Origin of the sequence: Streptomyces sp. PA03-3a, assembly GCF_033792735.1 — a bacterium.
Taxonomy (GTDB): Bacteria; Actinomycetota; Actinomycetes; order Streptomycetales; family Streptomycetaceae; genus Actinacidiphila.
This window is the reverse complement of sequence record NZ_JARAVM010000004.1, coordinates 192,018-214,613: the sequence shown is the minus strand read 5'-3', so window position 1 is coordinate 214,613 and position 22,596 is coordinate 192,018. Positions and strand designations below refer to the sequence as shown.

At 72.9% G+C, this 22,596-nt stretch carries 22 protein-coding genes; 8 read left to right on the top strand and 14 right to left on the bottom strand.

The annotated features are described in order from the left end of the window. Positions 1-141: 141 nt before the first annotated feature. Positions 142-600: a nitroreductase family deazaflavin-dependent oxidoreductase gene (locus tag PV342_RS06570; protein WP_500316117.1), complete on the top strand. Its 459-nt coding sequence runs from the start codon at positions 142-144 to the stop codon at positions 598-600. On the opposite strand, the gene PV342_RS06565 is transcribed toward PV342_RS06570, so the two are convergent. Together PV342_RS06565 and PV342_RS06560 are read right to left on the bottom strand one after the other, a co-directional pair. Then, on the bottom strand, positions 593-1,246 hold the full coding sequence (locus PV342_RS06565; protein ID WP_026251657.1) for a DUF4230 domain-containing protein: 654 nt from the start codon (positions 1,244-1,246) through the stop codon (positions 593-595). The two genes, PV342_RS06570 and PV342_RS06565, sit on opposite strands and share 8 nt — an antisense overlap. Before the next feature lie 105 nt (positions 1,247-1,351). Next, positions 1,352-2,521 (bottom strand): geranylgeranyl reductase family protein, encoded by a 1,170-nt coding sequence (locus PV342_RS06560; RefSeq protein WP_500316195.1) that lies wholly within the window; start codon positions 2,519-2,521, stop codon positions 1,352-1,354. A gap of 213 nt (positions 2,522-2,734) precedes the next feature. On the opposite strand from PV342_RS06560, the gene PV342_RS06555 reads away from it, so the two are divergent. Next, entirely contained in the window at positions 2,735-4,093 is a 1,359-nt protein-coding gene (locus PV342_RS06555; RefSeq protein WP_386990486.1) for a dipeptidase, read from the top strand. A 35-nt stretch (positions 4,094-4,128) separates the two neighbouring features. Here the strand turns inward: PV342_RS06555 and PV342_RS06550 are convergent, their stop codons facing one another. Both PV342_RS06550 and PV342_RS06545 read right to left on the bottom strand, forming a co-directional pair. Further along, the gene (locus PV342_RS06550; RefSeq protein WP_400800387.1) at positions 4,129-5,169 is read right to left on the bottom strand and encodes an NUDIX hydrolase; all 1,041 of its coding nucleotides are present in this window, start codon (positions 5,167-5,169) and stop codon (positions 4,129-4,131) included. Positions 5,170-6,055: 886 nt separating this feature from the next. Then, a complete protein-coding gene (locus PV342_RS06545) occupies positions 6,056-7,066 on the bottom strand; it encodes an ROK family protein (RefSeq protein ID WP_329188992.1) in 1,011 nt (336 codons plus the stop codon). 86 nt (positions 7,067-7,152) lie between these two features. Between PV342_RS06545 and PV342_RS06540 the strand changes: the two genes are divergently transcribed. Beyond that, the gene (locus PV342_RS06540) at positions 7,153-8,139 is read left to right on the top strand and encodes a LacI family DNA-binding transcriptional regulator (RefSeq protein WP_018562657.1); all 987 of its coding nucleotides are present in this window, start codon (positions 7,153-7,155) and stop codon (positions 8,137-8,139) included. A 332-nt stretch (positions 8,140-8,471) separates the two neighbouring features. Here the strand turns inward: PV342_RS06540 and PV342_RS06535 are convergent, their stop codons facing one another. Next, positions 8,472-8,963, bottom strand: a complete 492-nt coding sequence (locus PV342_RS06535) for a hypothetical protein (protein WP_400800391.1) — start codon at positions 8,961-8,963, stop codon at positions 8,472-8,474. 84 nt (positions 8,964-9,047) lie between these two features. Between PV342_RS06535 and PV342_RS06530 the strand changes: the two genes are divergently transcribed. Continuing rightward, positions 9,048-10,031 (top strand): acetylxylan esterase, encoded by a 984-nt coding sequence (locus tag PV342_RS06530; RefSeq protein ID WP_400800394.1) that lies wholly within the window; start codon positions 9,048-9,050, stop codon positions 10,029-10,031. Positions 10,032-10,056: 25 nt separating this feature from the next. On the opposite strand, the gene PV342_RS06525 is transcribed toward PV342_RS06530, so the two are convergent. After that, positions 10,057-10,467 carry a Fur family transcriptional regulator gene (locus tag PV342_RS06525; protein ID WP_018562653.1) on the bottom strand — a complete coding sequence of 137 codons (411 nt, stop codon included), beginning with the start codon at positions 10,465-10,467 and terminating at the stop codon, positions 10,057-10,059. Positions 10,468-10,847: 380 nt separating this feature from the next. On the opposite strand from PV342_RS06525, the gene katG reads away from it, so the two are divergent. Beyond that, positions 10,848-13,079, top strand: coding sequence for a catalase/peroxidase HPI (gene katG, locus PV342_RS06520; RefSeq protein ID WP_400800397.1), 2,232 nt, complete (start codon positions 10,848-10,850; stop codon positions 13,077-13,079). Between the two features lie 73 nt (positions 13,080-13,152). On the opposite strand, the gene PV342_RS06515 is transcribed toward katG, so the two are convergent. The 5 genes from PV342_RS06515 to PV342_RS06495 form a co-directional block, all read right to left on the bottom strand. Continuing rightward, the gene (locus PV342_RS06515) at positions 13,153-14,433 is read right to left on the bottom strand and encodes a DUF6986 family protein (protein WP_400800400.1); all 1,281 of its coding nucleotides are present in this window, start codon (positions 14,431-14,433) and stop codon (positions 13,153-13,155) included. 158 nt (positions 14,434-14,591) lie between these two features. After that, a complete protein-coding gene (locus PV342_RS06510; RefSeq protein WP_400800403.1) occupies positions 14,592-15,554 on the bottom strand; it encodes an electron transfer flavoprotein subunit alpha/FixB family protein in 963 nt (320 codons plus the stop codon). 39 nt (positions 15,555-15,593) lie between these two features. After that, positions 15,594-16,379 carry an electron transfer flavoprotein subunit beta/FixA family protein gene (locus PV342_RS06505; protein WP_400800406.1) on the bottom strand — a complete coding sequence of 262 codons (786 nt, stop codon included), beginning with the start codon at positions 16,377-16,379 and terminating at the stop codon, positions 15,594-15,596. Between the two features lie 202 nt (positions 16,380-16,581). Then, on the bottom strand, positions 16,582-17,172 hold the full coding sequence (locus tag PV342_RS06500; protein WP_400800408.1) for a flavin reductase family protein: 591 nt from the start codon (positions 17,170-17,172) through the stop codon (positions 16,582-16,584). A gap of 214 nt (positions 17,173-17,386) precedes the next feature. Further along, complete coding sequence (locus PV342_RS06495; protein WP_386990464.1) at positions 17,387-17,800, bottom strand: TlpA family protein disulfide reductase; 414 nt, start codon at positions 17,798-17,800, stop codon at positions 17,387-17,389. 89 nt (positions 17,801-17,889) lie between these two features. Between PV342_RS06495 and PV342_RS06490 the strand changes: the two genes are divergently transcribed. Together PV342_RS06490 and PV342_RS06485 are read left to right on the top strand one after the other, a co-directional pair. Continuing rightward, complete coding sequence (locus tag PV342_RS06490) at positions 17,890-18,306, top strand: DUF4395 domain-containing protein (RefSeq protein WP_026251912.1); 417 nt, start codon at positions 17,890-17,892, stop codon at positions 18,304-18,306. A gap of 140 nt (positions 18,307-18,446) precedes the next feature. Then, positions 18,447-19,187 (top strand): lysophospholipid acyltransferase family protein, encoded by a 741-nt coding sequence (locus PV342_RS06485; RefSeq protein WP_018564134.1) that lies wholly within the window; start codon positions 18,447-18,449, stop codon positions 19,185-19,187. A gap of 32 nt (positions 19,188-19,219) precedes the next feature. Here the strand turns inward: PV342_RS06485 and PV342_RS06480 are convergent, their stop codons facing one another. Then, entirely contained in the window at positions 19,220-19,837 is a 618-nt protein-coding gene (locus tag PV342_RS06480) for a transglutaminase-like domain-containing protein (protein ID WP_500316113.1), read from the bottom strand. A gap of 76 nt (positions 19,838-19,913) precedes the next feature. Between PV342_RS06480 and PV342_RS06475 the strand changes: the two genes are divergently transcribed. After that, complete coding sequence (locus tag PV342_RS06475) at positions 19,914-20,939, top strand: DUF3048 domain-containing protein (RefSeq protein ID WP_472975005.1); 1,026 nt, start codon at positions 19,914-19,916, stop codon at positions 20,937-20,939. 2 nt (positions 20,940-20,941) lie between these two features. Here the strand turns inward: PV342_RS06475 and PV342_RS06470 are convergent, their stop codons facing one another. Together PV342_RS06470 and PV342_RS06465 are read right to left on the bottom strand one after the other, a co-directional pair. Next, on the bottom strand, positions 20,942-21,334 hold the full coding sequence (locus PV342_RS06470; RefSeq protein ID WP_500316111.1) for an STAS domain-containing protein: 393 nt from the start codon (positions 21,332-21,334) through the stop codon (positions 20,942-20,944). A gap of 131 nt (positions 21,335-21,465) precedes the next feature. Then, positions 21,466-22,590 (bottom strand): M24 family metallopeptidase, encoded by a 1,125-nt coding sequence (locus PV342_RS06465; RefSeq protein WP_400800416.1) that lies wholly within the window; start codon positions 22,588-22,590, stop codon positions 21,466-21,468. Positions 22,591-22,596 lie beyond the last annotated feature (6 nt).

The following is a 22,596-nucleotide window of genomic DNA, read 5'->3' as shown; positions in this document are numbered from 1 at the left end:
GTAGGCGCGATCGGAGCAACGACCAAAAATGAGAGCAGTGCTCTTGCCATGGAGCGCGAGGGCGTGCACACTGTTCTCAAGCGAGAGCACCGCTCACGGACCGCTTCGGGTCCACGGTTCGCACGCCACGGAGGAGTCCCGATGTCCGAGCACGTCATCAAGCCCGGCTGGTTCACGATCAACGTCTTCAACCGCACGGTGGCCTGGCTGACCCGCCGGGGCCTCAGTGTGTGGGGCTCCCGTGTGCTGGCCGTCCGCGGCCGCAAGAGCGGGGAATGGCGGCGCACCCCCGTCAACCTGCTGGTGGTGAACGGGGAGCGCTACCTCGTGGCGCCCCGCGGGCACGTCCAGTGGACGCACAACATGCGGGCCGCCGGCGGCGGTCGACTGCTGCTGGGCAAGCGGGTCGAGGAGTTCAGCGCGACCGAGGTCGCCGACGACGCCAAGCCCGAGGTGCTGCGTGCCTACCTCAAGCACTGGAAGGCCGAGGTGGGCGTGTTCTTCGGCGGTGTGGGGGCCGGCTCCACCGACGAGGAACTGCGTGCCATAGCCCACAAGCACCCGGTCTTCCGCATCACCGAACTCCGGCCCCTCAGCTGAAGCGGACCTCCACCTTCTCGAATCCCAGCGAGGTCAGCAGCCGTTCCAGCATGGCCCGGGTGTTGGTCTCCGCACGCTTCGTCAGCTCGGTGGAGTTGGCCGCCTGCTGGATCTTCTTGGCGGCGAGCTGCTGGACCTGCTGCTCGTCCCCGGGGTGGGAGGAGAAGAAGTCACCGAGCCGGTCGAAGAAGCCGCGCTCCTGGGCGACCACGTAGGAACGGTCGGGGTCGAGCGACGCCCGCTCGAGGCGGGCGTGGGGCAGGGTGAGGACCGCGGAGGTCCGGTCCTCGGAGACCGTGACGCCCTTCGGGCCCACCTCGCCGAGGTCCACGTAGGCGTCGACACTGCCGGCCCCCACGTAGAGCGTGCGCCTGCCGCGCACCGCGTCGGGAAGGAACTTCGCGTCCTTCTCCAGGTCGACCACGACCTGGAACTCGCCGCTGGCTCCCTCGAAGCGGCTCATGTCCTGGATCGCCTTGAGCACCACGGGGCCGGTGCGGTCCTTGGTCTCCTCGGCGAAGGGGTTGGGCAGACCAGGTATCAGGTCGGCGCGTGCGACCAGAAACAGAAGTCCGCCGAGCACCACCAGCCCGGTGAGCGTACGCACCCACCACGGCAGTCTTCCGTCCACATTCCTCAAGGGCATGACGAGGACACCTCCCACAAGTTGTCTGCCCCTCAACTCCCCCTTTATGGCGTGCCGGAGGGTGTCAACGCAAGATCAATCGGCCCAAGATCGATCGATGTGGGATCAGCCGCGGTCGAAGGACTCCAGTGCGCGACGGGCCAGCGGATGAGTACGGACGAAATCGGCGAGCGAGCTGGATCCGCGGGTGATCTTGGCGAAGGCGTTCCACGCCGGCGGGAGGGTGGTGAGTGCGGCGTGCAGGAGACCGGGGCGCTTCTCGAAGATGCTCAGCATGCGGCGGCCGACGCCCATCTCGACGCCGAGACCGGCCTTGACGGCGAACGCGTAGTTCAGGGCCTGGCGACGCGCGTCCACCGCGTCGTGCGCCTCGGCGATCCGCACCGCCCACTCCCCCGCCAGGCGGCCGGAACGCAGGGCGAAGGAGATGCCCTCGCGGGTCCACGGCTCCAGCAGTCCGGCCGCGTCACCGCACACCAGCACGCGGCCGCGGGAGAGCGGGGAGTCGTCGGCGCGACACCGGGTGAGATGACCGGAGGAGATGCTCGGTTCGAAGCCGGCCAGACCGAGCCGGCCGACGAAGTCCTCCAGATAGCGCTTGGTGGCGGCGCCGTCGCCGCGCGCCGAGATGACGCCGACGGTCAGGGTGTCGCCCTTGGGGAAGACCCAGCCGTAACTGCCGGGCAGCGGGCCCCAGTCGATGAGCACCCGCCCCGCCCAGTCCTCGGCGACCTCCGCGGGCACCGGGATCTCGGCCTCCAGTCCCAGGTCCACCTGCGCCATCTTGACACCGACATGGGCGCCTATCCGGCTGGCCGATCCGTCGGCCCCGACCACGGCCCGGGCGAGGATCGTCTCGCCGTCGTTGAGGACCACCGCGACGGTCCGCCGGTCCGGGACGGAGGTGCCGTGCTGCTCGACCCGGGAGACCGAGGCCCCGGTCCGCAGCTGCGCGCCCGCGTCGACGGCCGCGTCCACCAGCCGGGCGTCGAACTCGGGCCGGTTGATCAGCCCGAACAGCATCTGCCGGGAGCGGCGGGTCCGGCTGAGCCGGCCGTTGAGGCTGAAGGTCACCGCGTGCACCCGGTCGCGCAGCGGGAGCTCGAAGCCCGGTGGCAGCGCGTCGCGGGAGGGGCCGATGATGCCTCCGCCGCAGGTCTTGTAGCGGGGCAGTTCGGCCTTCTCCAGCAGGAGCACACGGCGTCCCGCACTCGCCGCGGCATAGGCCGCCGAGGCCCCGGCCGGTCCGGCACCCACCACGACGACGTCCCACACCGCTGTGTCGTCGACGCCGTCCGCCGAACCGCCGTCCTGCGCCTGGTACTCGCTGCTCACGTGTGCTTCCGCTTCCGTTCGACCCGCCGACTGCCGTCACCCCTGCTCAGCCGCATACTAATCCGCGGGGTGAGCGAGGCGGCCTGTGGCACCATCGAACACGACCACCCGTCCACGAACATCGCGTTCGACGTGTCCCCATCAGGAGCGCCCATGTCCGCTGCACCACTCGCCGCAACCGTCGCCGCACTGATGCCGCGGGCCCGGACCGAGCTGGCCGAACTGGTGTCGTACCGCTCGGTCGCGGACCCCCGGCAGTTCCCCAGGAGCGAGTGCGAGCGGGCCGCCGGCTGGATCGCCGACGCGCTGCGCGCGGAGGGCTTCGAGGACGTCGCCCTGCTGGACACCCCGGACGGCACGCAGTCGGTGTACGGCTACCTGCCCGGCCCGGAGGGGGCGCCCACCGTGCTGCTGTACGCCCACTACGACGTGCAGCCGCCGCTGGACGAGGCCGGCTGGCTGTCGCCGCCGTTCGAGCTCACCGAGCGCGACGGCCGCTGGTACGGGCGCGGCGCGGCCGACTGCAAGGGCGGCCTGATCATGCACCTCACCGCCCTGCGCGCGCTGCGCGAGAACGGCGGCGTCCCGGTCGGCGTGAAGATCATCGCCGAGGGTTCGGAGGAGCAGGGCACCGGCGGCCTGGAGCGCTACGCGGAGGAGCACCCGGAGTTGCTCGCCGCGGACGCCATCGTCATCGGCGACTCCGGCAACTTCCGCGTCGGCCTGCCGACCGTCACGGCGACCCTGCGCGGCATGGCGCTGGTCGACGTCAAGGTGACCACCCTGGAGGGCAATCTCCACTCCGGCCAGTTCGGCGGCGCCGCACCGGACGCGCTGGCCGCCCTGGTCCGCATCCTGCACACGCTGCACGACGACTCCGGCGCCTCCACCGTGACCGGTCTCACCGCCGACGCGGCCTGGGACGGGCTGCAGTACGAGGAGGGTGCTTTCCGCGCCGACGCCAAGGTGCTCGACGGCGTCGGCCTGATGGGCACGGGGACGGTCGCCGACCGCCTCTGGGCCCGCCCGTCGGTCACCGTCATCGGCATCGACGCCCCTCCGGTCGTCGGCGCCACGCCGTCCGTGCAGGCCGTCGCGGGCGCGAAGGTCAGCCTGCGGGTCCCGCCGGGCGTGGACGCCCAGCAGGCGGCCAAGCTGCTGATCGCCCACCTGGAGGCGGCCGCCCCCTGGGGCGCCCGGGTGGAGGTCACCCAGGTCGGCAGCGGCCAGCCGTTCCGCGCGGACACCTCCAGCCCGGCGTACGCCTCCATGGCGGAGGCGATGCACGCCGCCTACGGCACGGAGATGGAGATCGCCGGCATGGGCGGCTCGATCCCGCTGTGCAACACCCTGGCGACGCTCTACCCGGACTCGGAGATCCTCCTGATCGGGCTGAGCGAGCCGGAGGCGCAGATCCACGCGGTGAACGAGAGCGTCTCCCCCGAGGAACTGGAGAAGCTCTCGCTCACCGAGGCGCTCTTCCTGCAGAAGTACGCCGCCAAGGCGGTGTGAGCCGGGCGGGCGGCGGGCGGCGCCCCCGTCGCCTCTCAGCCGCCCACCGGCACCCCCGCCTCCAGGTTGAGCACGGTGGCCCGCTCGCGCGCCCGCAGCGCCCAGCGCAGCCGGGTGTGCCGGACGGGCGGCAGCATGGAGGCCGCCTCGTCCTCCGTCGCGAAGCGCCAGCCGCGCAGCTCGGCGCCGGGCAGCAGCAGGCGCTCGGCGTCGGCCGCGGGCAGCCGTCCGCCGTCGAAGAGCAGCCGCAGACCGCCGTACCCGGGCGGCAACGGTGGCTCCCAGTCGACGACCAGGAGCCGGGGCACCACCGGGAGCCGCAGGCCGAGTTCCTCGGCGACCTCCCGCATCCCGGCCCGGGCGGGCGGCTCGCCGGGCTCCACGACCCCGCCGGGGAACTCCCAGCCGGGCTTGTAGGTCGGGTCGACCAGCAGCACCCGGTCGTCCTCGTCGAAGAGCAGCACCCCCGCCGCGAGGGTCTCGGAGGTGGGCTCGGGGGTCTGCACGATGTCGCAGGAGCCCGCGCCCTCCCGTATCGCCTCGGCTATGCGCTCGGCCGTCGCGCGGGGGGCGAGGCCCGCGGTGTCGACGACATGGGCGTCGGCCGTGAGCCAGGGCAGTGCCTCGTGGTAGACGGGCAGATGGTCCAGGCACCAGGCGCGGATCCCCGCGCTGGCCTCGGTGTCGTCCGGCACGTCGGCACGCTGGTCGATCCGCTCACGCAGAACCGTTTCCTCAGCGTGCAGCAGCACATGCCGCACGGTGATCCTGCGGGCCGCCAGCCCGCCGAAGATCTCGTCCCGGTACTCCTGCCGCAGCAGGGTCATCGGAACCACCAGCGGTCCCCCGCCCACCTCGGCGAGCAACGCCGCGGCGGTGTCGACGACCAGTCGCCGCCACGCGGGCAGTTCCTGGTAGTCGGAGACCTCGCCCAGCCGCTTCTCCGGGAGCATCAGCCGCAGCCCGCTGCCGATGAGTTCCGGATCGTAGAGCACGCTGCCCGGCAGCAGTTCGAGCAGTTCGCGTGCCGCAGTGGTCTTCCCCGCGCCGAACGTGCCGTTGAGCCAGACGATCACGGTGCCCCCTCTTCCGTAGCCCGGTAGCCCCCTACGAATTGCCCGGATCATCGGCGTCGGCAAACGCGCAGACCCGGCCATCGGCGCATACCGGTGGCTTCGGCACCCGGGAACACGGCGGTCGGCCCCTGCCGGCTCCCGGGGTCGGTGCGGCGATGAACCGCCGCTGCGGCAGCATGAACACCAGCACGGTCGGCAGCGCCACGGGCACCGGGTCAACGGCCGTCCGTCGCCGTCGGAGATGAGGACCGGGGCCCGCGGGAAGCCGTCGCACATCCGGGTGAACTCCGGCGTGGCCAGGGCCGCGAGGGCCGGCCGGCACAGCTGCAGGGCGCTCCGCCCGTACTGCGTCCACACCCCGGCGCCGTCCCACGACCGCCGCTTGCGGGATCTCCCGCGGCAGCGTCCAAAGGTGGTCGGCCGGCACGAAGACGCAGAAGCCGATCCGGAAGGCCACCTGGAAGGAGATGGCGGCCCGGCACGAGTCGCACACCGGAATCGACTCGGACATCCGGCAGGGCAGGGGGCGCGATGGAACAGGACGGCCGCATACCGTCCATGACGGCGAGCGGCGCCAGGACCGCCCAGCCGAGGGCGAGAAGCCGACGAGCAGCGCCATGACCTCGGCGCCCCGATGCCGGGGCGCACCGCCCAGGCTTCCCGCGCGCGGTTCGGCCGTTCCTGGCCCGCCCGGTCCCCGGCGCCCACACGAGTGCCTCGGCCTCCTCGGCGAGGGGGTCGGGGCGTGCTGTGAGGGCCGCCTTCAGCGGCGGCGCCTCCTTGGTCGGGAAACGCAGGAAGACGGTGCCGACGAACACGCCCGCCGGGCCGTGACCGGTCGCCCCGGGGTTCGGCCGAACGGGTGAACCGCCCCCTCCGGAAGCGCCTAGTGGGCGCCGGTCGCGAAGGCCTCCAGCCGCAGTGCCTGCGCCGCGGCGGCGGCGGCGCCGACCAGGCCCGCGTCCGTTCCGAGTACGGCGGGGACGACCTTCACCCCGGACGCGAACGACAGCGTGGCGTACCGGCGCATGTGCGCGCGCAGGGGCTCGAAGAGCAGTGGGCCCGCGCCCGCGACACCGCCGCCGATCACCGCCACGTCGATCTCCACCAGGGTGGCCGTCGCGGCGATGCCCGCCGCCAGCGCCTGCGCCGCGCGGTCGTACGAGGCGAGGGCGAGGGCGTCGCCCTCGCGGGCGGCCCGGGCGACGGCGGCGGCGTCGGACTCCTCGCCGTGGGCCGGCCGCCAGCCGGACTCCAGGGCACGCCGGACGATGTTGGGCCCGCTGGCCAGGCGCTCCACGCAGCCACGACTGCCGCAGGGGCACACGTCCCCGTCGAGGTCGACGCTGATATGCCCGATGTGCCCGGCGTTGCCCGTCGGGCCGGGGTGGAGCTTGCCGCCGAGGACGAGACCGCCGCCCACGCCGGTCGACACCACCATGCACAGGGCGTTGTCGTGCCCGCGGGCCGCGCCCTGCCAGTGCTCCGCCGCGGTGATCGCGATGCCGTCGCCGGTGAGCACGACCGGCAGCCCGCCGACCCGCTCGCCGACCTGGGCGACCACCGGGAAGTCCCGCCAGCCGGCGATGTTGACCGGGCTCACGGTGCCGCGCGAGGCGTCGATCGGTCCGGCGCTGCCGATGCCCACGGCGACGACCCGCGGCCAGTCCGCGGACTCCCGCAGCCCGGCCAGCACCTCCGCGAGCGATCCCATCACCGTCATCGCGTCCCGGTCGGCCGGCGTCGGGCGCTGCACGCGTACGAGCAACTCGCCGCGGGCGTCCACCAGGGCACCCGCGATCTTGGTGCCGCCGATGTCCACAGCGGCGATCAGCGGACCCGCACCGGCGGCACCCGACGGCGGGACGATGGACTCGGCAGAGCTCTCGAACGGCATGGGCGTAGTGTCGCCCTTTGTTGACAACGTTGTCCAGCCCATAGGATCACGCCGTGACCGATATTCCGCGCACCGCCCGTCCCACCATGAAGGATGTCGCGGCCCGGGCCGGTGTCGGCCTGAAGACGGTATCGCGTGTCGTCAACGAGGAACCGGGCGTCACCGAGGACACGATCTCGCGTGTCCAGGCGGCAATCGACGCCCTCGGATTCCGCCGCAACGACAGCGCGCGGCTGCTCCGCAAGGGCCGTACGGCCAGCATCGGGCTGGTCCTCGAGGACCTCGCCGACCCCTTCTACTCTCCGCTCAGCCGCGCTGTGGAGGACCTGGCACGGGCCCACTCGACGCTGCTGTTCACCGGGTCGAGCGCCGAGGACGCCGACCGCGAGCAGGAACTGGTGCTCGCGTTCTGCGCCCGGCGTGTCGACGGGCTGGTCATCGTTCCCGCCAGCGAGGACCACCGGTACCTGGAGCCGGAGATCGCGGCGGGCGTCGCGACCGTCTTCGTCGACCGCCCCGCCGGCGGAATCGACGCGGACGTGGTCCTCAGCGACAACGCCGGGGGCACCCGCGAGGGCGTCGCCCACCTCATCGCCCACGGGCACCGGCGCATCGGCTTCATCGGCGACCTCCCCCGCATCCACACCGCCGCCGAGCGTCTGCGGGGCTACCGGGAGGCGATGGACGACGCCGGGCTCCCGGTGCACGCGAACTGGGTCTCCTGCGGTCCCACGGCCCCCGGCCGCGTCCGCGCCGCCGTGGAGTCCATGCTCAGCGGCCCCGAGCCGGTCACCGCCCTGTTCGCGGGCAACAACCGGATCACCGTGACCGCGGTGCGGGTCCTCGCCGACCTGCCCAGCGTGGTCGCACTCGTCGGCTTCGACGACTTCGAGCTCGCCGACCTGCTGCGTCCCGCGGTCACCGTCGTCGCCCAGGACCCCGGACAGCTCGGTCGCACCGCGGCCGGACTGCTCTTCCAGCGGCTCGACGGCGTCGCGGGCGCCCCCAAGCGCGTCGAGCTCGCCTGCCGGCTGATCCCGCGCGGTTCCGGCGAGCTCCCGCCGGTGCCGTAGCGGCCCGGCGCCCCGTCAGTACGGTTCCCCTCGACCAGCCCGCAGGTGAAACCGAGGACCTCCCGGGCGCCGGGTCCGGCTCGGCGGCGGCCAGGTCGCCGAGCACCCGCAGGAACCGGGCGCGGTCTCGGGGCGGTGGCTCGCGCAGCGCCCACCCGGCGTGCTCCGCCGTCCGCACCGCGACGTCGGGGGCGACCTCGTCGTCCCCGCAGGTATCGAGGGAGTGGACGACGTCCACGACCACGCCGGCGCGTACGGGCCCGAGCGGGTCGGTGTCCGTCGCCGGGGCGCCGTGGCCGGCCGGGTGGCGCGGGCTCCCCGGGCCCGGCCCGTCAGCAGGCATGTGCCGTGGCGGTGAAGGTCAGCGTGGTGAAGGACCCCGGCCCGCCGTCGTACGCGACCGTCACCGTCCATCCGCCCCTGCCGAGGTTGACGTACGTACCGCCGCCGGGGCTCTTCTCCCGGCGCCACTCCGTCCACCCGTGCTCACCCAGGACCGCGGCGACGGAGTCGTACTCCCGCTCGCCCGCCCCCTTGGCGGCCGCCCAGGCGAACATGCACTGCTCGCTGGGCCGGTCGGACTCGTCGTCGACCACCACGGCCAGGCCCATCACGGTGTTCTCCGCCCTGCGCACGCCGGCCTGTTCCGCCGCCGCGGCGAGCTCCGCCTCCACCGCGGCGCGGCTCAGCGGAACCGAGCCGGCCGGCACGGCACTTGCCGGCCCCGCCACCAGCCCGGCAACCACGGCGACGGCACCGGCCCTGAGTATCGCGCGCGTCACCGGTGAGCGGGGCGCCGGTTCCCGGCCCATCTCTTCCACCACGACACCCTCCCATGACGGGCCGACAACCGGCGTGCGTCAGACGACCGTTGACACCCCGGCCCCTGAAACGATTCGATACCGGCCATGCCGCTCACCGACCTGCCGCTGGACGAACTGCGCCGCTACGCACCGGAGATCGCCGAGCCCGGGGACTTCGACGCCTTCTGGGCCAAAACGCTGGCCACCGCCCGCGATGCGGGCGCCGACCCGGCGGAGTACCGCAGGGTCGACTCGCCGCTGGCCACGGTCGAGGTGTTCGACGTGCGCTTCCCCGGCTGGGGAGGCCAGCCGGTCGCGGCCTGGCTGCTGCTGCCCCGCGGCGCGCAGGGCCCGCTGCCCGGGGTCGTCACGTACATCGGCTACGGCGGCGGGCGCGGGCTGCACCACGAGAACCTGCTGTGGAGCGCCGCGGGCTACGCCCACCTGGTCGTCGACTCCCGCGGACAGGGCCACGACACGCCGGACCCCGACCCGATGCCGGGTCCCCAGTACGTCGGCGGGTTCATGACCCGCGGCGCGGAAAACCCCGAGCACTACTACTACCGCCGCCTGATGACCGACTGCGTGCGCGCCGTGGACGCGCTGCGCGCGCACCCGGCGGTCGACGCGCGGCGGGTCGTCGTCTCCGGCGGCAGCCAGGGCGGCGGGCTCGCCCTCGCGGTGGCCGGACTGGCCCGCGAGGCCGTCGCGGCGGCCCTGGTCGACGTGCCGTTCCTCTGTCACTTCCGGCGGGGCGCCGAGACCGCCGCCGAGGGCCCGTATCCGGAGCTCGCCCAGTACCTCGGCGTCCATCGGCGCATCGACCCCGAACGGCTCTTCGGCACCCTCGACTACTTCGACGGCGTCCACTTCGCCCCGCGCGCCACCGCGCCGGCGCTGTTCAGCGTGGGCCTGATGGACCCCGTCTGCCCGCCGTCGACGGTGTTCGCGGCCTACAACCGCTACGCGGGGCCCAAGGACCTCACGGTGTGGCGGTTCGGCGACCACGGCGGCGGGCGCGACTCCCAGCCGTACGAGCAGATGCTGTGGCTGCGCGGCCTCGGCATCGCCCCGGCGGCGGACCGGTAGCCGCCGCTCACCCCGGTCGGCGCGCTCAGGAGCAGGACGGGCACAGGCCGCGGTAGGTGACCTCGGCCTCGGAGACCGCGAAGCCGAACCGCTCCTCGGCGGGAAGGTCGGCCAGCGGGTCGCCGGTCGGGTGGACGTCGCGCACGGTGCCGCACCCGGAGCACACCAGGTGCTGGTGCGGACGGTGCGCGTTGGGGTCGTAGCGCTTGGCGCGGCCGTCGGTGGAGACCTCCACGACCTCGCCGAGGGAGACCAGTTCGCCCAGCGTGTTGTAGACCGTCGCCCGGGAGATCTCGGGCAGCAGCCGTGCGGCGCGGGCGTGCACCTCGTCGGCGGTGAGATGCACGTGGTCGCCGTCGAGGACCTCCGCGACGACACGCCGCTGGGACGTCATGCGCCAGCCGCGCCCGCGCAGTCGCTCCAGCAGGTCGCTCATGTCTGCTCACCCGTTCAGCTCGGTGGACGTCCGGAATTCACCCCGTGGACACGTCCGGGTTCTGATTGCATATGGAATTGACGCTCTTCTTGACTTGGACTGCGTCCATCGTAGGATCGGTTCCGGCGCCAGCCAAGGGACAGGAAGACTCCAGTACGGCAGAAGAGAGAGACGTGACGGGACCACCGCCGTGCAGCCGCGCGGTGCCGCCTGGGTATCTCGGGCGCCCGCGTCGCACTGCCGTCGCCGGCCCCGCGCCCTTTTTCGCTGTCATGCCGCCGGTGAGGCCCCCGTGCGCTCACCGCGGCGGCCCCCGCCCGAACGCGTCCGACGGCCCGCAGTCCTGAGCACCGTGATCCGCCAGGTCCGGAAGGATTCCCATGTCTGAGAACCATGAAGCAATCGTCACAGACCCCAAGACGGAGGGTGTGAACGGTTGCCCCGTCGCGCACGGGCGCGCCCCGCACCCCACCCAGGGCGGCGGAAACCGGCAGTGGTGGCCGGAACGGCTGAACCTGAAGATCCTCGCCAAGAACCCGGCGGTGGCGAACCCGCTCGGTGAGGACTTCGACTACGCCGAGGCGTTCAAGGCCCTCGACCTCGCGGCCGTGAAGCAGGACATCCTCCAGGTCCTGACGACCTCTCAGGACTGGTGGCCGGCGGACTTCGGCCACTACGGCCCGTTCATGATCCGCATGGCGTGGCACAGCGCGGGCACCTACCGCATCAGCGACGGCCGCGGCGGCGCCGGCGCCGGCCAGCAGCGCTTCGCGCCGCTCAACAGCTGGCCGGACAACGGCAACCTCGACAAGGCCCGCCGTCTGCTGTGGCCGGTCAAGAAGAAGTACGGCCAGAGCATCTCGTGGGCCGACCTCATGATCCTCACCGGCAACGTCGCGCTGGAGTCGATGGGCTTCGAGACCTTCGGCTTCGCCGGCGGCCGCGAGGACGTCTGGGAGCCGGAGGAGGACGTCTACTGGGGCCCCGAGTCCACCTGGCTCGGCGACCAGCGCTACACCGGCGACCGCCAGCTGGAGAGCCCGCTCGGCGCCGTCCAGATGGGCCTGATCTACGTCAACCCGGAGGGCCCCAACGGCAACCCGGACCCGATCGCCGCCGCGCGCGACATCCGTGAGACCTTCCGCCGGATGGCGATGAACGACGAGGAGACCGTCGCCCTCATCGCCGGCGGCCACACCTTCGGCAAGACCCACGGCGCCGGCCCGGCCGACAACGTGGGCGCCGACCCCGAGGCCGCCTCGATGGAGGAGCAGGGCCTCGGCTGGCGGAGCACCTACCGCACGGGCAAGGGCGCGGACGCGATCACCAGCGGTCTCGAGGTCACCTGGACCAGCACCCCGACCCAGTGGGGCATGGGCTTCTTCGAGAACCTCTTCCGCTACGAGTGGGAGCTGACGACCAGCCCCGCCGGCGCCAACCAGTGGGTGGCGAAGGACGGTGCCGGCGCGGGCACCATCCCCGACGCGCACGACTCCGCCAAGAGCCACGCCCCGACGATGCTGACCACGGACCTCGCCCTCCGGTTCGACCCGGTCTACGAGCAGATCTCGCGGCGCTTCCTGGAGAACCCGGACGAGTTCGCGGACGCCTTCGCCCGTGCGTGGTTCAAGCTGACCCACCGCGACATGGGCCCGCTCGTGCGCTACCTCGGTTCCGAGGTCCCGTCCGAGGTCCTGCTCTGGCAGGACCCGCTGCCCGAGCGGACGCACGAGGTCGTCGACGCCGCCGACGTCGCCGCCCTCAAGGAGCAGGTCCTCGCCTCGGACCTGACCGTCTCGCAGCTGGTGTCCGCCGCCTGGGCGTCGGCCTCGTCCTTCCGCGGCAGCGACAAGCGCGGCGGCGCCAACGGTGCCCGCGTGCGCCTGGAGCCGCAGCGCGGCTGGGAGGCCAACGACCCCGACCAGCTCGCGGTGGTGCTGCGCACCCTGGAGGGCATCCAGGAGTCCTTCAACGCGGGGCAGACCGGCGGCAAGCGGATCTCGCTGGCCGACCTGATCGTGCTGGCCGGTTCCGCCGCCGTCGAGAAGGCCGCCGCTGACGGTGGTCACCCGGTCGAGGTGCCCTTCACGCCGGGTCGTGTGGACGCCGCGCAGGACCAGACGGACGTGGAGTCCTTCGCCGCGCTCGAGCCGGCCGCCGACGGGTTCCGCAACTACCTGGGCAAGGGCAACCGCCTGCCGGCCGAGTACCTGCTGCTCGACCGGGCGAACCTGCTCACCCTCAGCGCCCCCGAGATGACGGTCCTCGTCGGCGGTCTGCGCGTCCTGGGCGCGAACCACGGGCAGTCGTCGCACGGCGCCTTCACCGCGACCCCCGGGTCGCTGAGCAACGACTTCTTCGTCAACCTGCTCGACCTGGGCACGTCCTGGAAGGCGACCTCCGAGGACCAGTCCACCTTCGAGGGCCGTGACAACGTCACGGGCGAGGTCAAGTGGACCGGCACCCGTGCCGACCTCGTCTTCGGCTCCAACTCCGAACTGCGCGCGCTCGCGGAGGTCTACGCGAGCGACGACGCGAAGGCGAAGTTCGTGAACGACTTCGTCGCGGCGTGGGCGAAGGTCATGGACCTCGACCGGTTCGACCTCGTCTGATCGTCCGCCTCACCGGGACGTCCGGGCCGGCCCCCGCGGGGGCCGGCCCGGACGTCTTCACGCAGGGGGTGCGTCAGACGGCGGCGGGCCGGCCCGCGAGGGCGTCGAGGTCGGCGCGGCTCAGCCCCGTGGCGGCGGCGACCTCCGCGAAGTCCAGGGCTCCGCAGTCGAGTCCGCGCAGCAGGTGGCCGCTCAGGGCCCGGGCGGTGGCGGGTTCGTCCAGGACGTCGCCGCCCGCCTTGGCGACGTACGCCGCGAGCCGGGCCGCCGCCGCGTCGAGGCCCTCGCGGTAGAAGGCGTAGACCGCCGCGTAGCGCGTGGGCAGTTGGGCGGGGTGCATGTCCCACCCCTGGTAGTACGCGCGGGCCAGCGAGCGCCGGACCAGGCCGTAGTGCAGCCGCCACGCCTCGTGGACGCGGGGGCCCGGACCGACGGGCAGCACATTGGTGGAGCCGTCGGAGAGCCGCACGCCCGTACCGGCGGCGGCGACCTGCATGACGGCCTTGGCGTGGTCGGCGACCGGGTGGTCCATGGACTGGTACGCCGGGCTGACCCCGCAGGCGGCGCTGTAGTCGAAGGTCCCGTAGTGCAGGCCCGTGACGCGGCCCTCGGCGGCGTCGATCAGCCGGGCCACCGTGGCCGTCCCGTCGGGCCCCAGGACGGACTGCGTGGTCTCGATCTGGATCTCGAACCCCAGGCGCCCGGCCGGGAGTCCGCGTGCCTTCTCGAACTCCTCGGCGAGCCGGACGAACGCCGCCACCTGCTGGGGGAAGGTGACCTTGGGCAGGGTCAGCACCAGGCCGCCGGGCAGGCCGCCGGCCTCCGTCAGGCCGGTGAGGAAGACGTCCAGGGTGCGGATGCCGCGGTCGCGCACGGCGGCCTCCATGCCTTTCATGCGGATGCCGACGTACGGGGGCGCGGTGCCGTCCGCGACGGCACCGGCCACGATCCGGGCGGCGCGCGCGGCCGCCGCGTCCTCCTCGGCGTCGGGCCGGGGGCCGTACCCGTCCTCGAAGTCGATCCGCAGGTCCTCGACCGGTTCGCGCCGCAGCTTGGCGCGCACGCGGTCGTGGACGGGCGCGGCGAGTTCGGACGGCAGGCCCAGCACCTCGGCGAGCCGCTCCGCGTCGGGGGCGTGCTCGTCGAGGGCCGCGAGCGCCCGGTCGCCCCAGGTGCGCACGGTGTCGGCGGCGAGGGCGTCGGCGGGGACGTAGACGGTGTGCACGGGCTGCCGGGTGCCGGGGTCCCCGGGGTAGCGGCGGGCGAGTTCGGCGTCGACGGCGGCGAGCGAGGCGCCGATGTCCTGCCGTACCGCGTCGCCGAGCGATGTGCGGACCGTCTCGTTCTGCGCCATCTGGCACCCTCCCGGTCTTCAACAAATCGTTGAAGTGAAGCTAACGCCCTGCCCTTCGCAGCGTCAACGACCCGTGGGAACGCCGGGAGCCCCGTGGTGCCGGTGGGGGCGTCACGGGGCTCCGGTGCGTGTACCGCCGGTCGGCGGCGCCGCCGGGGTCAGCCCTTGCGGGCGGTGACCTCCTCGGTCAGTTGCGGCACCACCGCGAACAGGTCACCGACCACGCCGTAGTCGACCAACTCGAAGATCGGCGCCTCCGGGTCCTTGTTGACCGCCACGATCGTCTTCGACGTCTGCATCCCCGCCCGATGCTGGATCGCACCCGAGATACCCGCCGCCACATACAACTGCGGCGACACCGACTTACCCGTCTGACCCACCTGATTGGTGTGCGGATACCACCCCGCGTCCACCGCCGCACGCGACGCACCCACCGCCGCACCCAGCGAATCCGCCAACGCCTCGATCACCGCGAAACTCTCCGCACCCCCCACACCACGCCCACCGGACACCACGATCGCCGCCTCGGTCAGCTCCGGACGACCCGTCGCCTCCCGCGCCGTACGCGACACCACCTTGGTGCCGGTGGCCAGCGCACCGAACTCGACCGCCAGCGCCTCCACCGCACCCGCGGCCGCGGCCGCCTCCACCGGCGCCGAGTTCGGCTTCACCGTGATCACCGGCACACCCGTCGTGACCCGCGACCGCGTGGTGAACGACGCCGCGAACGCCGACTGCGTGGCCACCGGACCCTGATCACCGGCCGCCACATCCACCGCGTCCGTGATGATCCCCGAACCCAGCCGCAACGCCAGCCGCGCCGCGACCTCCTTGCCCTCACCCGACGACGGCACCAGCACCGCCACCGGACCCACCACCTTCGCGGCAGCCTCCAGCGCATCCACCTTCGGCACCACCAGATACTGCCCGAACTCCGCCGCCTCATTGACCAGCACCCGGGCCGCACCGTGCTCACCCAGCACACCCGCCGTCGCACCGGCACCCGCACCCAGCGCCACCGCCACCGGCTCACCCAGCCGACGCGCGATCGTCAGCAACTCCAGCGTCGGCTTACGGACCGCACCATCCACGTGGTCCACGTAGACCAGGACTTCACCCATAGGAACTCAAACTCCTCGGAAAACAGACGGACAAGCGGATCAGATGAACTTCTGGGTCGCGAGGAACTCCGCGAGCTGCTTGCCGCCCTCGCCCTCGTCCTTCACGATCACACCGGCCGTCCGCGCCGGACGCGCCGCCGCCTCATCCACCACGGTCCACGCACCCGCCAGACCGACCTGGTCCGCCTCGATGCCCAGGTCGGACAGGTCAAGGGACTCGACCGGCTTCTTCTTCGCCGCCATGATCCCCTTGAACGACGGATACCGCGCCTCACCCGACTGGTCCGTCACCGACACCACCGCCGGCAGCGACGCCTCCACCTGCTCACTCGCGGTGTCACCATCCCGGCGACCCGACACCACACCGCCCCCGACCGTCACCTGCGACAGCAACGTCACCTGCGGCACACCCAGCCGCTCCGCCAGCAACGCCGGCACCACACCCGCCGTGCCATCCGTCGACGCCATCCCCGTCACCACCAGATCGAACCCCACACGCTCGACCGCCTTGGCCAGCACCAGCGACGTACCCATCACATCACTACCGTGCAGCCCCTCGTCCTCGACATGGACCGCCCTGTCCGCCCCCATCGACAACGCCTTGCGCAACGCGTCCTTCGCATCCTCCGGACCCACCGTCACCACCGTCACCTCGGCATCACCCGACGCCTCCGCGATCTGCAGCGCCTGCTCCACCGCATACTCGTCCAGCTCCGACAACAGACCATCCACCGCATCCCGATCCGTCGTCAGATCCCCCGCGAAATGACGATCCCCCGTCGCATCCGGCACGTACTTCACCGCGACAACGATCCTCAAGCTCACGCCTGTCTCCTACTGCTGCATGGGTACGTCAACTGGCCTTGTGAAGGCAGCATAGGCGCCTTCGACGGCGGCTCCCCGTCGGGACGCACGGCGCCCCGGCAGAAATATTACTCACCAGTAGAGCCCCCGGGCCGCCCGCGGGCAAGGGCGGCGCGTTGTGACCTTGACGACCCGGAGCCCGGTCGGGAGACCGGTGTGGGGCTCAGTGGCGCAGCGCGTTGTACCGGCCGTGGTGGTAGAGCAGCGGGCGGTCCGCGTCGCCCCCGGGGGCACCCGCCACGGCCTGGGCGACGACGATGCGGTGGTCGCCGGCGGGTATGCGGGCGAGCACGCGGGCGACCAGCCACACGTGGACGTCCTCCAGGAGCGGTACTCCGTACGGGCCGGGTCCCCACGCGGTGGGCGGCGCGAAGCGGTCGGCGCCGCTGCGCGCGAAGGTGGCGGCCACGTCCTCCTGATGCTCGCCGAGGATGTGGACGCCCACGTGGGCGGCGTCCGCGATGGTGGGCCAGGCGGAGCCGGTGCTGCTGATCCCGAAGGAGAGCAGCGGCGGATCGGCGGAGACCGAGGTGAGGGAGGTGGCGGTGAAGCCCGCGGGCCGGGCACCGGCCGCGGTGATGACCGCGACCCCGGCGGCGTGCCGGCGGAAGACGGCACGGAAGGCGGTCGAGTCGAAGGGTGCGGTCACCGCGGGCGGCGCGGGCAGCGGGACCGGCGCGGGTGCGGGGATCGAGGTGGGCACGATGCCCGAGGAGGTGGCGGCCGGCGTGCCGAGGTCGGGCGAGGCGGTCATGGAGTTGTCCTTCGTCGTGCTGTCGAGCCGGATGGGTGCGGGGTCTGGGGCACTCAACGGTCGTGACAGCGCGCGCTCGCGTGCCGACCGAGGTCGACGTCGAAGCGGGAGTACAGAAGGAGGTCTCGCGACATGGCGTCAGGCTGACGATCGGAGCGGGGCCACGTCAAGGGCGCCCCGGTAGGTGGGACCGGGGTCATACACCGGGCGCCGGTCACACGGCCGCGCCGAGCGCCGCGATGACGTCGGCCTTGCGCGGCTGGCCCGACGCACGCCGCACGACGGTGCCGCGGGCGTCGAGCACGAGCACGGTCGGCGTCCTGACGATGCCCAGCCGGCGGACCAGGTCGAGGTGGGCCTCCGCGTCGATCTCCACGTGCCGCACCCCGTCGACCATGCCCGCCACCTCGCCGAGGGTGCGGCGGGTGGCCCGGCAGGGCGCGCAGAAGGTGGTGGAGAACTGGAGGAGCGTGGCCCGCTCACCGAGTTCCGCGCCGATCTCACCCGCCGTCAGCTGCTGCGCCGCGTCCTTGTCCCGCACTCTCACCCTTCCGTCCCTGCGCTTGTGGAGCATGCCGAGGATCCCCGCCACCGCGAGCACGGCGACGCACACCACCAGTCCCGTCAATTCCGGCCTCCTCCCTGCCATAGCAGCGTTCACAGGACCGCCATGATTCCAGGGGGTCCGGACGGCGTCCGTTCCGGAATCATGGCCCCATGAGCCCTCACGCCATTGATGCCCGTGGACCGCGCTTCGGCGCAAGCCTGACCAGTGTGGTGTTGGCCGTCGTCCTCGTGACCGGCAGCGCCTGGCTGCTGGCCGTCCAGGCACTGGTGTTCGCGGTGGGCGCCGCCGCGGGGGTGCAGAACTCACCGTACGGCCTGCTGTACCGGGTGGCGGTACGGCCCCGGCTGGGGCCGCCGGCGGAGACCGAGGACCCGGCCCCGCCGCGCTTCGCGCAGGCGGTGGGCCTGGCGTTCGCGCTCGTCGGGCTCGCCGGCTACGCCGCGGGCCTCGCCTGGCTGGGCCTGGCGGCGACGGCCTGCGCGCTCGCGGCGGCCTTCCTCAACGCGGTGTTCGGCTACTGCCTCGGATGCGAGATGTACCTGCTGGTACGTCGTACGACCGGGTGACGTGACGAGAATCTCGCCGCCCGACGGGCACGCGGGATGACACGGCACCCGTTTACGGGGCACGATCAGCCCGCGGCCGGAAACCTACGGCCGCGTAACTTCCGCCGGGGGCCACCCCCTACGAAGAAGGGGGCCCAGCCGTGGCCGAACTCGTCTACCCACCCGTCATCGGCTTCGCCCGCACCATGTTCAAGGTGCAGGGGCTGCGCTTCGACATCTCAGGCACCGAGCATGTGCCGCGCAAGGGCGGCGCGTTGCTGGTGAGCAACCACATCGGCTACCTGGACTTCGTGTTCGCCGGACTGACGGCGCTCCCGGCGAAGCGGCTGGTGCGTTTCATGGCCAAGGAGTCGGTGTTCCGGCACAAGGTGTCGGGTCCGCTCATGCGGGCCATGAAGCACATCCCGGTGGACCGCTCCGAGGGCATGCACGCGTACAAGCACGCGCTGACGGCGCTGCGCTCGGGCGAGATCATCGGTGTGTTCCCCGAGGCGACCATCTCGCAGTCCTTCACCCTCAAGTCCTTCAAGTCCGGTGCCGCGCGCCTGGCGATGGAGGCCGGCGTGCCGCTGCTGCCGGTAGCCCTCTGGGGCACCCAGCGGCTGTGGACCAAGGATCAGCCGCGCCAGCTCGGCCGCAACGGCTTCCCCATCTCCATCCGGGTGGGCGAGCAGATGACACCGCACCAGGACGAGAAGCCGGGCGCGCTGACCCGTCGACTGCGGCTGCGTGTCCAGGAACTGCTGGAGGACGCGCAGCGCGCGTACACCGGCCGTCCGTCGGGCCCGAACGACCACTGGTGGCTCCCCGCGCACCTGGGCGGCACCGCCCCCACCGCGGAGGACGTCGCCGCCCGGGAGCGTGCGGCCGCCGCGGAGTGACCGCGCGGTGACGGCCGGGGCGGTGAGCGAGGTCAGCGGCCCTCCCGCTCCGGCAGGTCGGCGGGCAGCAGCCGCCACAGGTGCGCCCGGTCGGCCGCCTGACGCAGGGCGGTGAGGACGACGGCCGGCGGTGCGGCGTACAGACCGGGATAGTCGCGTTCGCCGAGTGCGGGGCGGGGCACCCAGGCCAGTCGTTCCTCCCGGAGGGAGAAGCGGGCGTCGACACCGGGCTTGTTGCCGCGCGGGTCCTGCCGGGCCCAGCGGTCGTGACCGGGCGGCTTGACGGCGACGAGCCCGTGGAGGACGGGATCCGTGCCGTCGTCCTCGGTGAGCCGCTGGTAGCACAGCCCCGCGGGGATGCCCTCGGCGCGCAGCAGCGCCGTCAGGGCGTGGGCCTTGGCGTGGCAGATTCCGGTGCGCTGTTCCAGGACGTCGGAGGCACGCCAGGTGACGCGCGGGTCCCCCGAGTCGGCGGAGTGCGGGATGGTGTCGCGGACGAACGTGTACGCCGCCTCGGCATAGCCATACGGATCCGGTGCCTCCGCCCGCAGGCGCGCGGCGGTCGCCCGGACCAGCGGGTGCTCGTGGTCGACCGCCTCGTCCGCCGCGAGGAAGGCGGTCGCGTCCTCCGTCTGGGGTACCGGCTCCATGTGGCGGATACTAGGAGGACGCGCAGCGACTCGGCAATTGACTTTTCCGTTGGCAGCATGACCATGCAGCACGGGGGTGGCCGTCGTGGCCCGAGCACCCGGACGTCCCGCGAGAGCGGCGATGCTGGTCGTGCTGGCGGTGTTCGCGGTGTTCCTGGTCAGCCGGGGCTGCGGCGGTCCCGAGCGGACGCCCGGCGGGCCCGCCTCCACCTCGACGGGGTCGGTGCCCGGCACCAGCGCGGTCGCCCGGTCGCCCTTCACCGGGCTGCCCGGGCGCACCGACGGGCCCGTCCTCGCGGTGAAGATCGACAACGTGGGGACCGCGCGGCCGCACACCGGGCTGGACCGGGCCGACCTGGTCTATGTGGAGCAGGTGGAGTCCGGCCTCACCCGTCTGCTCGCCGTCTTCTCCTCCCAACTGCCCGACCGGGTGGGTCCGGTGCGCAGCGCCCGCGAGTCGGATCTGGAACTGCTGCGCCAGTTCGGCAGCCCGGCCCTCGCCTTCTCCGGGGCGCAGTCCAGGCTGCTGCCGGTGGTCGCGGCGGCGCCGGTGTACGACGTCTCCCCGGCCCACGCGCCCGGAGCCTACGCGCGCGACGGTTCGCGCCCCGCCCCGCACAACCTGTACGCGGCTCCGGACCGGCTCCTCGCCGCGGCTCCGGACGCCGCAGCCGCCCGCGACATAGGCTTCCGCTTCGGCGACGCGCCGCCCGGCGGCACCCCCGAGCGCGACCGCACCGTGCGCTACCCGAACGGCTCGGTGGGCCTGCACTGGTCGGCCGAGGGCGACCGCTGGCTGGTCTCGTTCGACGGCGACCCGGCCACCACGACCGACGGCGGCAGGCTCGGCGCGCCCACGGTGGTCGTCCAGTACGTCACGGTGCGCCCCTCCGACTTCCACGACCGCTGGGGAAACACCTCCCCGTACAGCGAGACCGTGGGCACCGGGCGGGCGGAGGTGCTGCGGGACGGCAAGGCGTACGACGCCACGTGGTCACGGCCCGACGCGGCGGCGGGTACGCGGTTCACCACGCCCGGCGGGCAGCCGGTGAACTTCGACCGCGGCCAGGTCTGGATCGTGCTGGCGCCGCTGCCCCGCTGAGCTCACGCTATGGCGCCGTCCGCCGCGGGCGGGTCGGGGGCACCTGCCCCGCCCAGCGCGGAGGCCAGGTCGTCGTGGACGGTGAAGACCCGGATCGTCCGGGTCAGCCGCAACAGCCGCAGCACGCAGGGGCTGCCGCCGACGACGCCGAACCGGCCGCCGCGGTCGAGGGTCCGCTTGCGCGCCCGGATCAGCACCGACAGGCCGCTGCAGTCGATGAAGCTCACCCCGCGCAGGTCCACCACGACGTCGGGCCGCGCTCCGCCGGTGACGGCGTCCAGGCACGCGGCCGCCGGCGCGCCGGCGCACAGGTCGAGCTCCCCCGTCAGTTCCACCACGGTCGTGCCGCCGACCGTCCACTGCCGCACCCCGAAGTCATGCTCGTCGTCGAACACGCCCGGCCCCCCGACTGCCGCTTCCTGCTGGGCCCTTGACGCGGGGTGTGCGCCGCGCGCGGCGAACGCGCCGCGCACACCGTCGCGTGTACGGAATACCCCCCTGCCGTACCGGGAGTCAACACATGGGACTAAACAGACAGGACGACCAGGTCGCGCGAGGTCTGGTTGAGCCGCTCTCCGCCCTCGGGCGTGCAGACGGCGATGTCCTCGATCCGGGCGCCGAAGCGGTCCGGGAGGTAGATCCCGGGTTCCACGGAGAAGGCCATGCCCGGCTCCAGCGGCCGATGGCTGCCCGCGACGATGTACGGCTCCTCGTGCGTCTCCAGCCCGATGCCGTGCCCGGTGCGGTGGATGAAGTGCTCGCCGTAACCGGCCGCGGCGATGATGTCCCGCCCGACCGCGTCGAGTTCCTCGGCGGTGATCCCGGGGCGGACGGCGTCGGTCTGGGCGTGCTGTGCGCGCCGCAGCACCTCGTACATCTCGCGGAACTCCGCGGGCGGTTCGCCGACCGCGTAGGTGCGGGTGGAGTCGGAGCAGTAGCCGTCCTGCGTGGTGCCGCCGATGTCGACGACCACCGGGTCGCCGGCCCGGATCACCCGGTCGGAGACCTCGTGGTGGGGGCTGGCACCGTTCGGGCCCGAGGCCACGATGACGAAGTCGACGGTGGTGTGTCCCGCCTCGATGACGGCGTCGGCGACGTCGCGGGCGACCTCGCGCTCGGTACGCCCGGCCCTGAGCCACTCGCCCATGCGGCGGTGCACCCGGTCGATGGCGCCGGCGGCCCGGCGCAGCGCCTCGGTCTCCGCGGCCGACTTGCGCATCCGCAGTTCGCGCAGCACGTCGCCGGCCAGGCTCTGCTCGGTACCGGGGAGGGCCGCGCGGAAGGCGAGCACCTTCTCGGCCCACATGTGGTTGTCGACGGCCACCCGTACCGTCCCCCGCGGCAGCCGCCCGGCGACGAGGGCGTACGGGTCCTCGGTCTCGCCCCAGCCGACGACGTCGACGCCGAGCGCGCCGAGGGGGGAGGTCTCGGCACCGGGCTTCTCCAGGTGGGGCACGACGAGGAAGGGGTCGCCGAGCACCGGAAGGGCCAGGCACACCAGGCGCTCGGTGAGATGGGCGTGGTAGCCGGTGAGGTAGCGCAGGTCGGGGCCCGGCGAGACGAGCAGCGCGTCGAGTCCCGCGTCGGCGGCGGCCTTGCGGGCGAGTTCGAGTCGCTCCGGGGGGTACAGGGATGCTGCGGAGTCGGTCACGACTCT

Coding starts and splice junctions, on each gene's coding strand:
- PV342_RS06570 (WP_500316117.1), top strand. CDS start 142: ATGTCCGAGCACGTCATCAAGCCCGGCTGGTTCACGATCAACGTCTTC.
- PV342_RS06565 (WP_026251657.1), bottom strand. CDS start 1,246: ATGCCCTTGAGGAATGTGGACGGAAGACTGCCGTGGTGGGTGCGTACG.
- PV342_RS06555 (WP_386990486.1), top strand. CDS start 2,735: ATGTCCGCTGCACCACTCGCCGCAACCGTCGCCGCACTGATGCCGCGG.
- PV342_RS06545 (WP_329188992.1), bottom strand. CDS start 7,066: ATGCCGTTCGAGAGCTCTGCCGAGTCCATCGTCCCGCCGTCGGGTGCC.
- PV342_RS06540 (WP_018562657.1), top strand. CDS start 7,153: ATGAAGGATGTCGCGGCCCGGGCCGGTGTCGGCCTGAAGACGGTATCG.
- PV342_RS06530 (WP_400800394.1), top strand. CDS start 9,048: ATGCCGCTCACCGACCTGCCGCTGGACGAACTGCGCCGCTACGCACCG.
- PV342_RS06525 (WP_018562653.1), bottom strand. CDS start 10,467: ATGAGCGACCTGCTGGAGCGACTGCGCGGGCGCGGCTGGCGCATGACG.
- katG (WP_400800397.1), top strand. CDS start 10,848: ATGTCTGAGAACCATGAAGCAATCGTCACAGACCCCAAGACGGAGGGT.
- PV342_RS06515 (WP_400800400.1), bottom strand. CDS start 14,433: ATGGCGCAGAACGAGACGGTCCGCACATCGCTCGGCGACGCGGTACGG.
- PV342_RS06510 (WP_400800403.1), bottom strand. CDS start 15,554: ATGGGTGAAGTCCTGGTCTACGTGGACCACGTGGATGGTGCGGTCCGT.
- PV342_RS06500 (WP_400800408.1), bottom strand. CDS start 17,172: ATGACCGCCTCGCCCGACCTCGGCACGCCGGCCGCCACCTCCTCGGGC.
- PV342_RS06490 (WP_026251912.1), top strand. CDS start 17,890: ATGAGCCCTCACGCCATTGATGCCCGTGGACCGCGCTTCGGCGCAAGC.
- PV342_RS06480 (WP_500316113.1), bottom strand. CDS start 19,837: ATGGAGCCGGTACCCCAGACGGAGGACGCGACCGCCTTCCTCGCGGCG.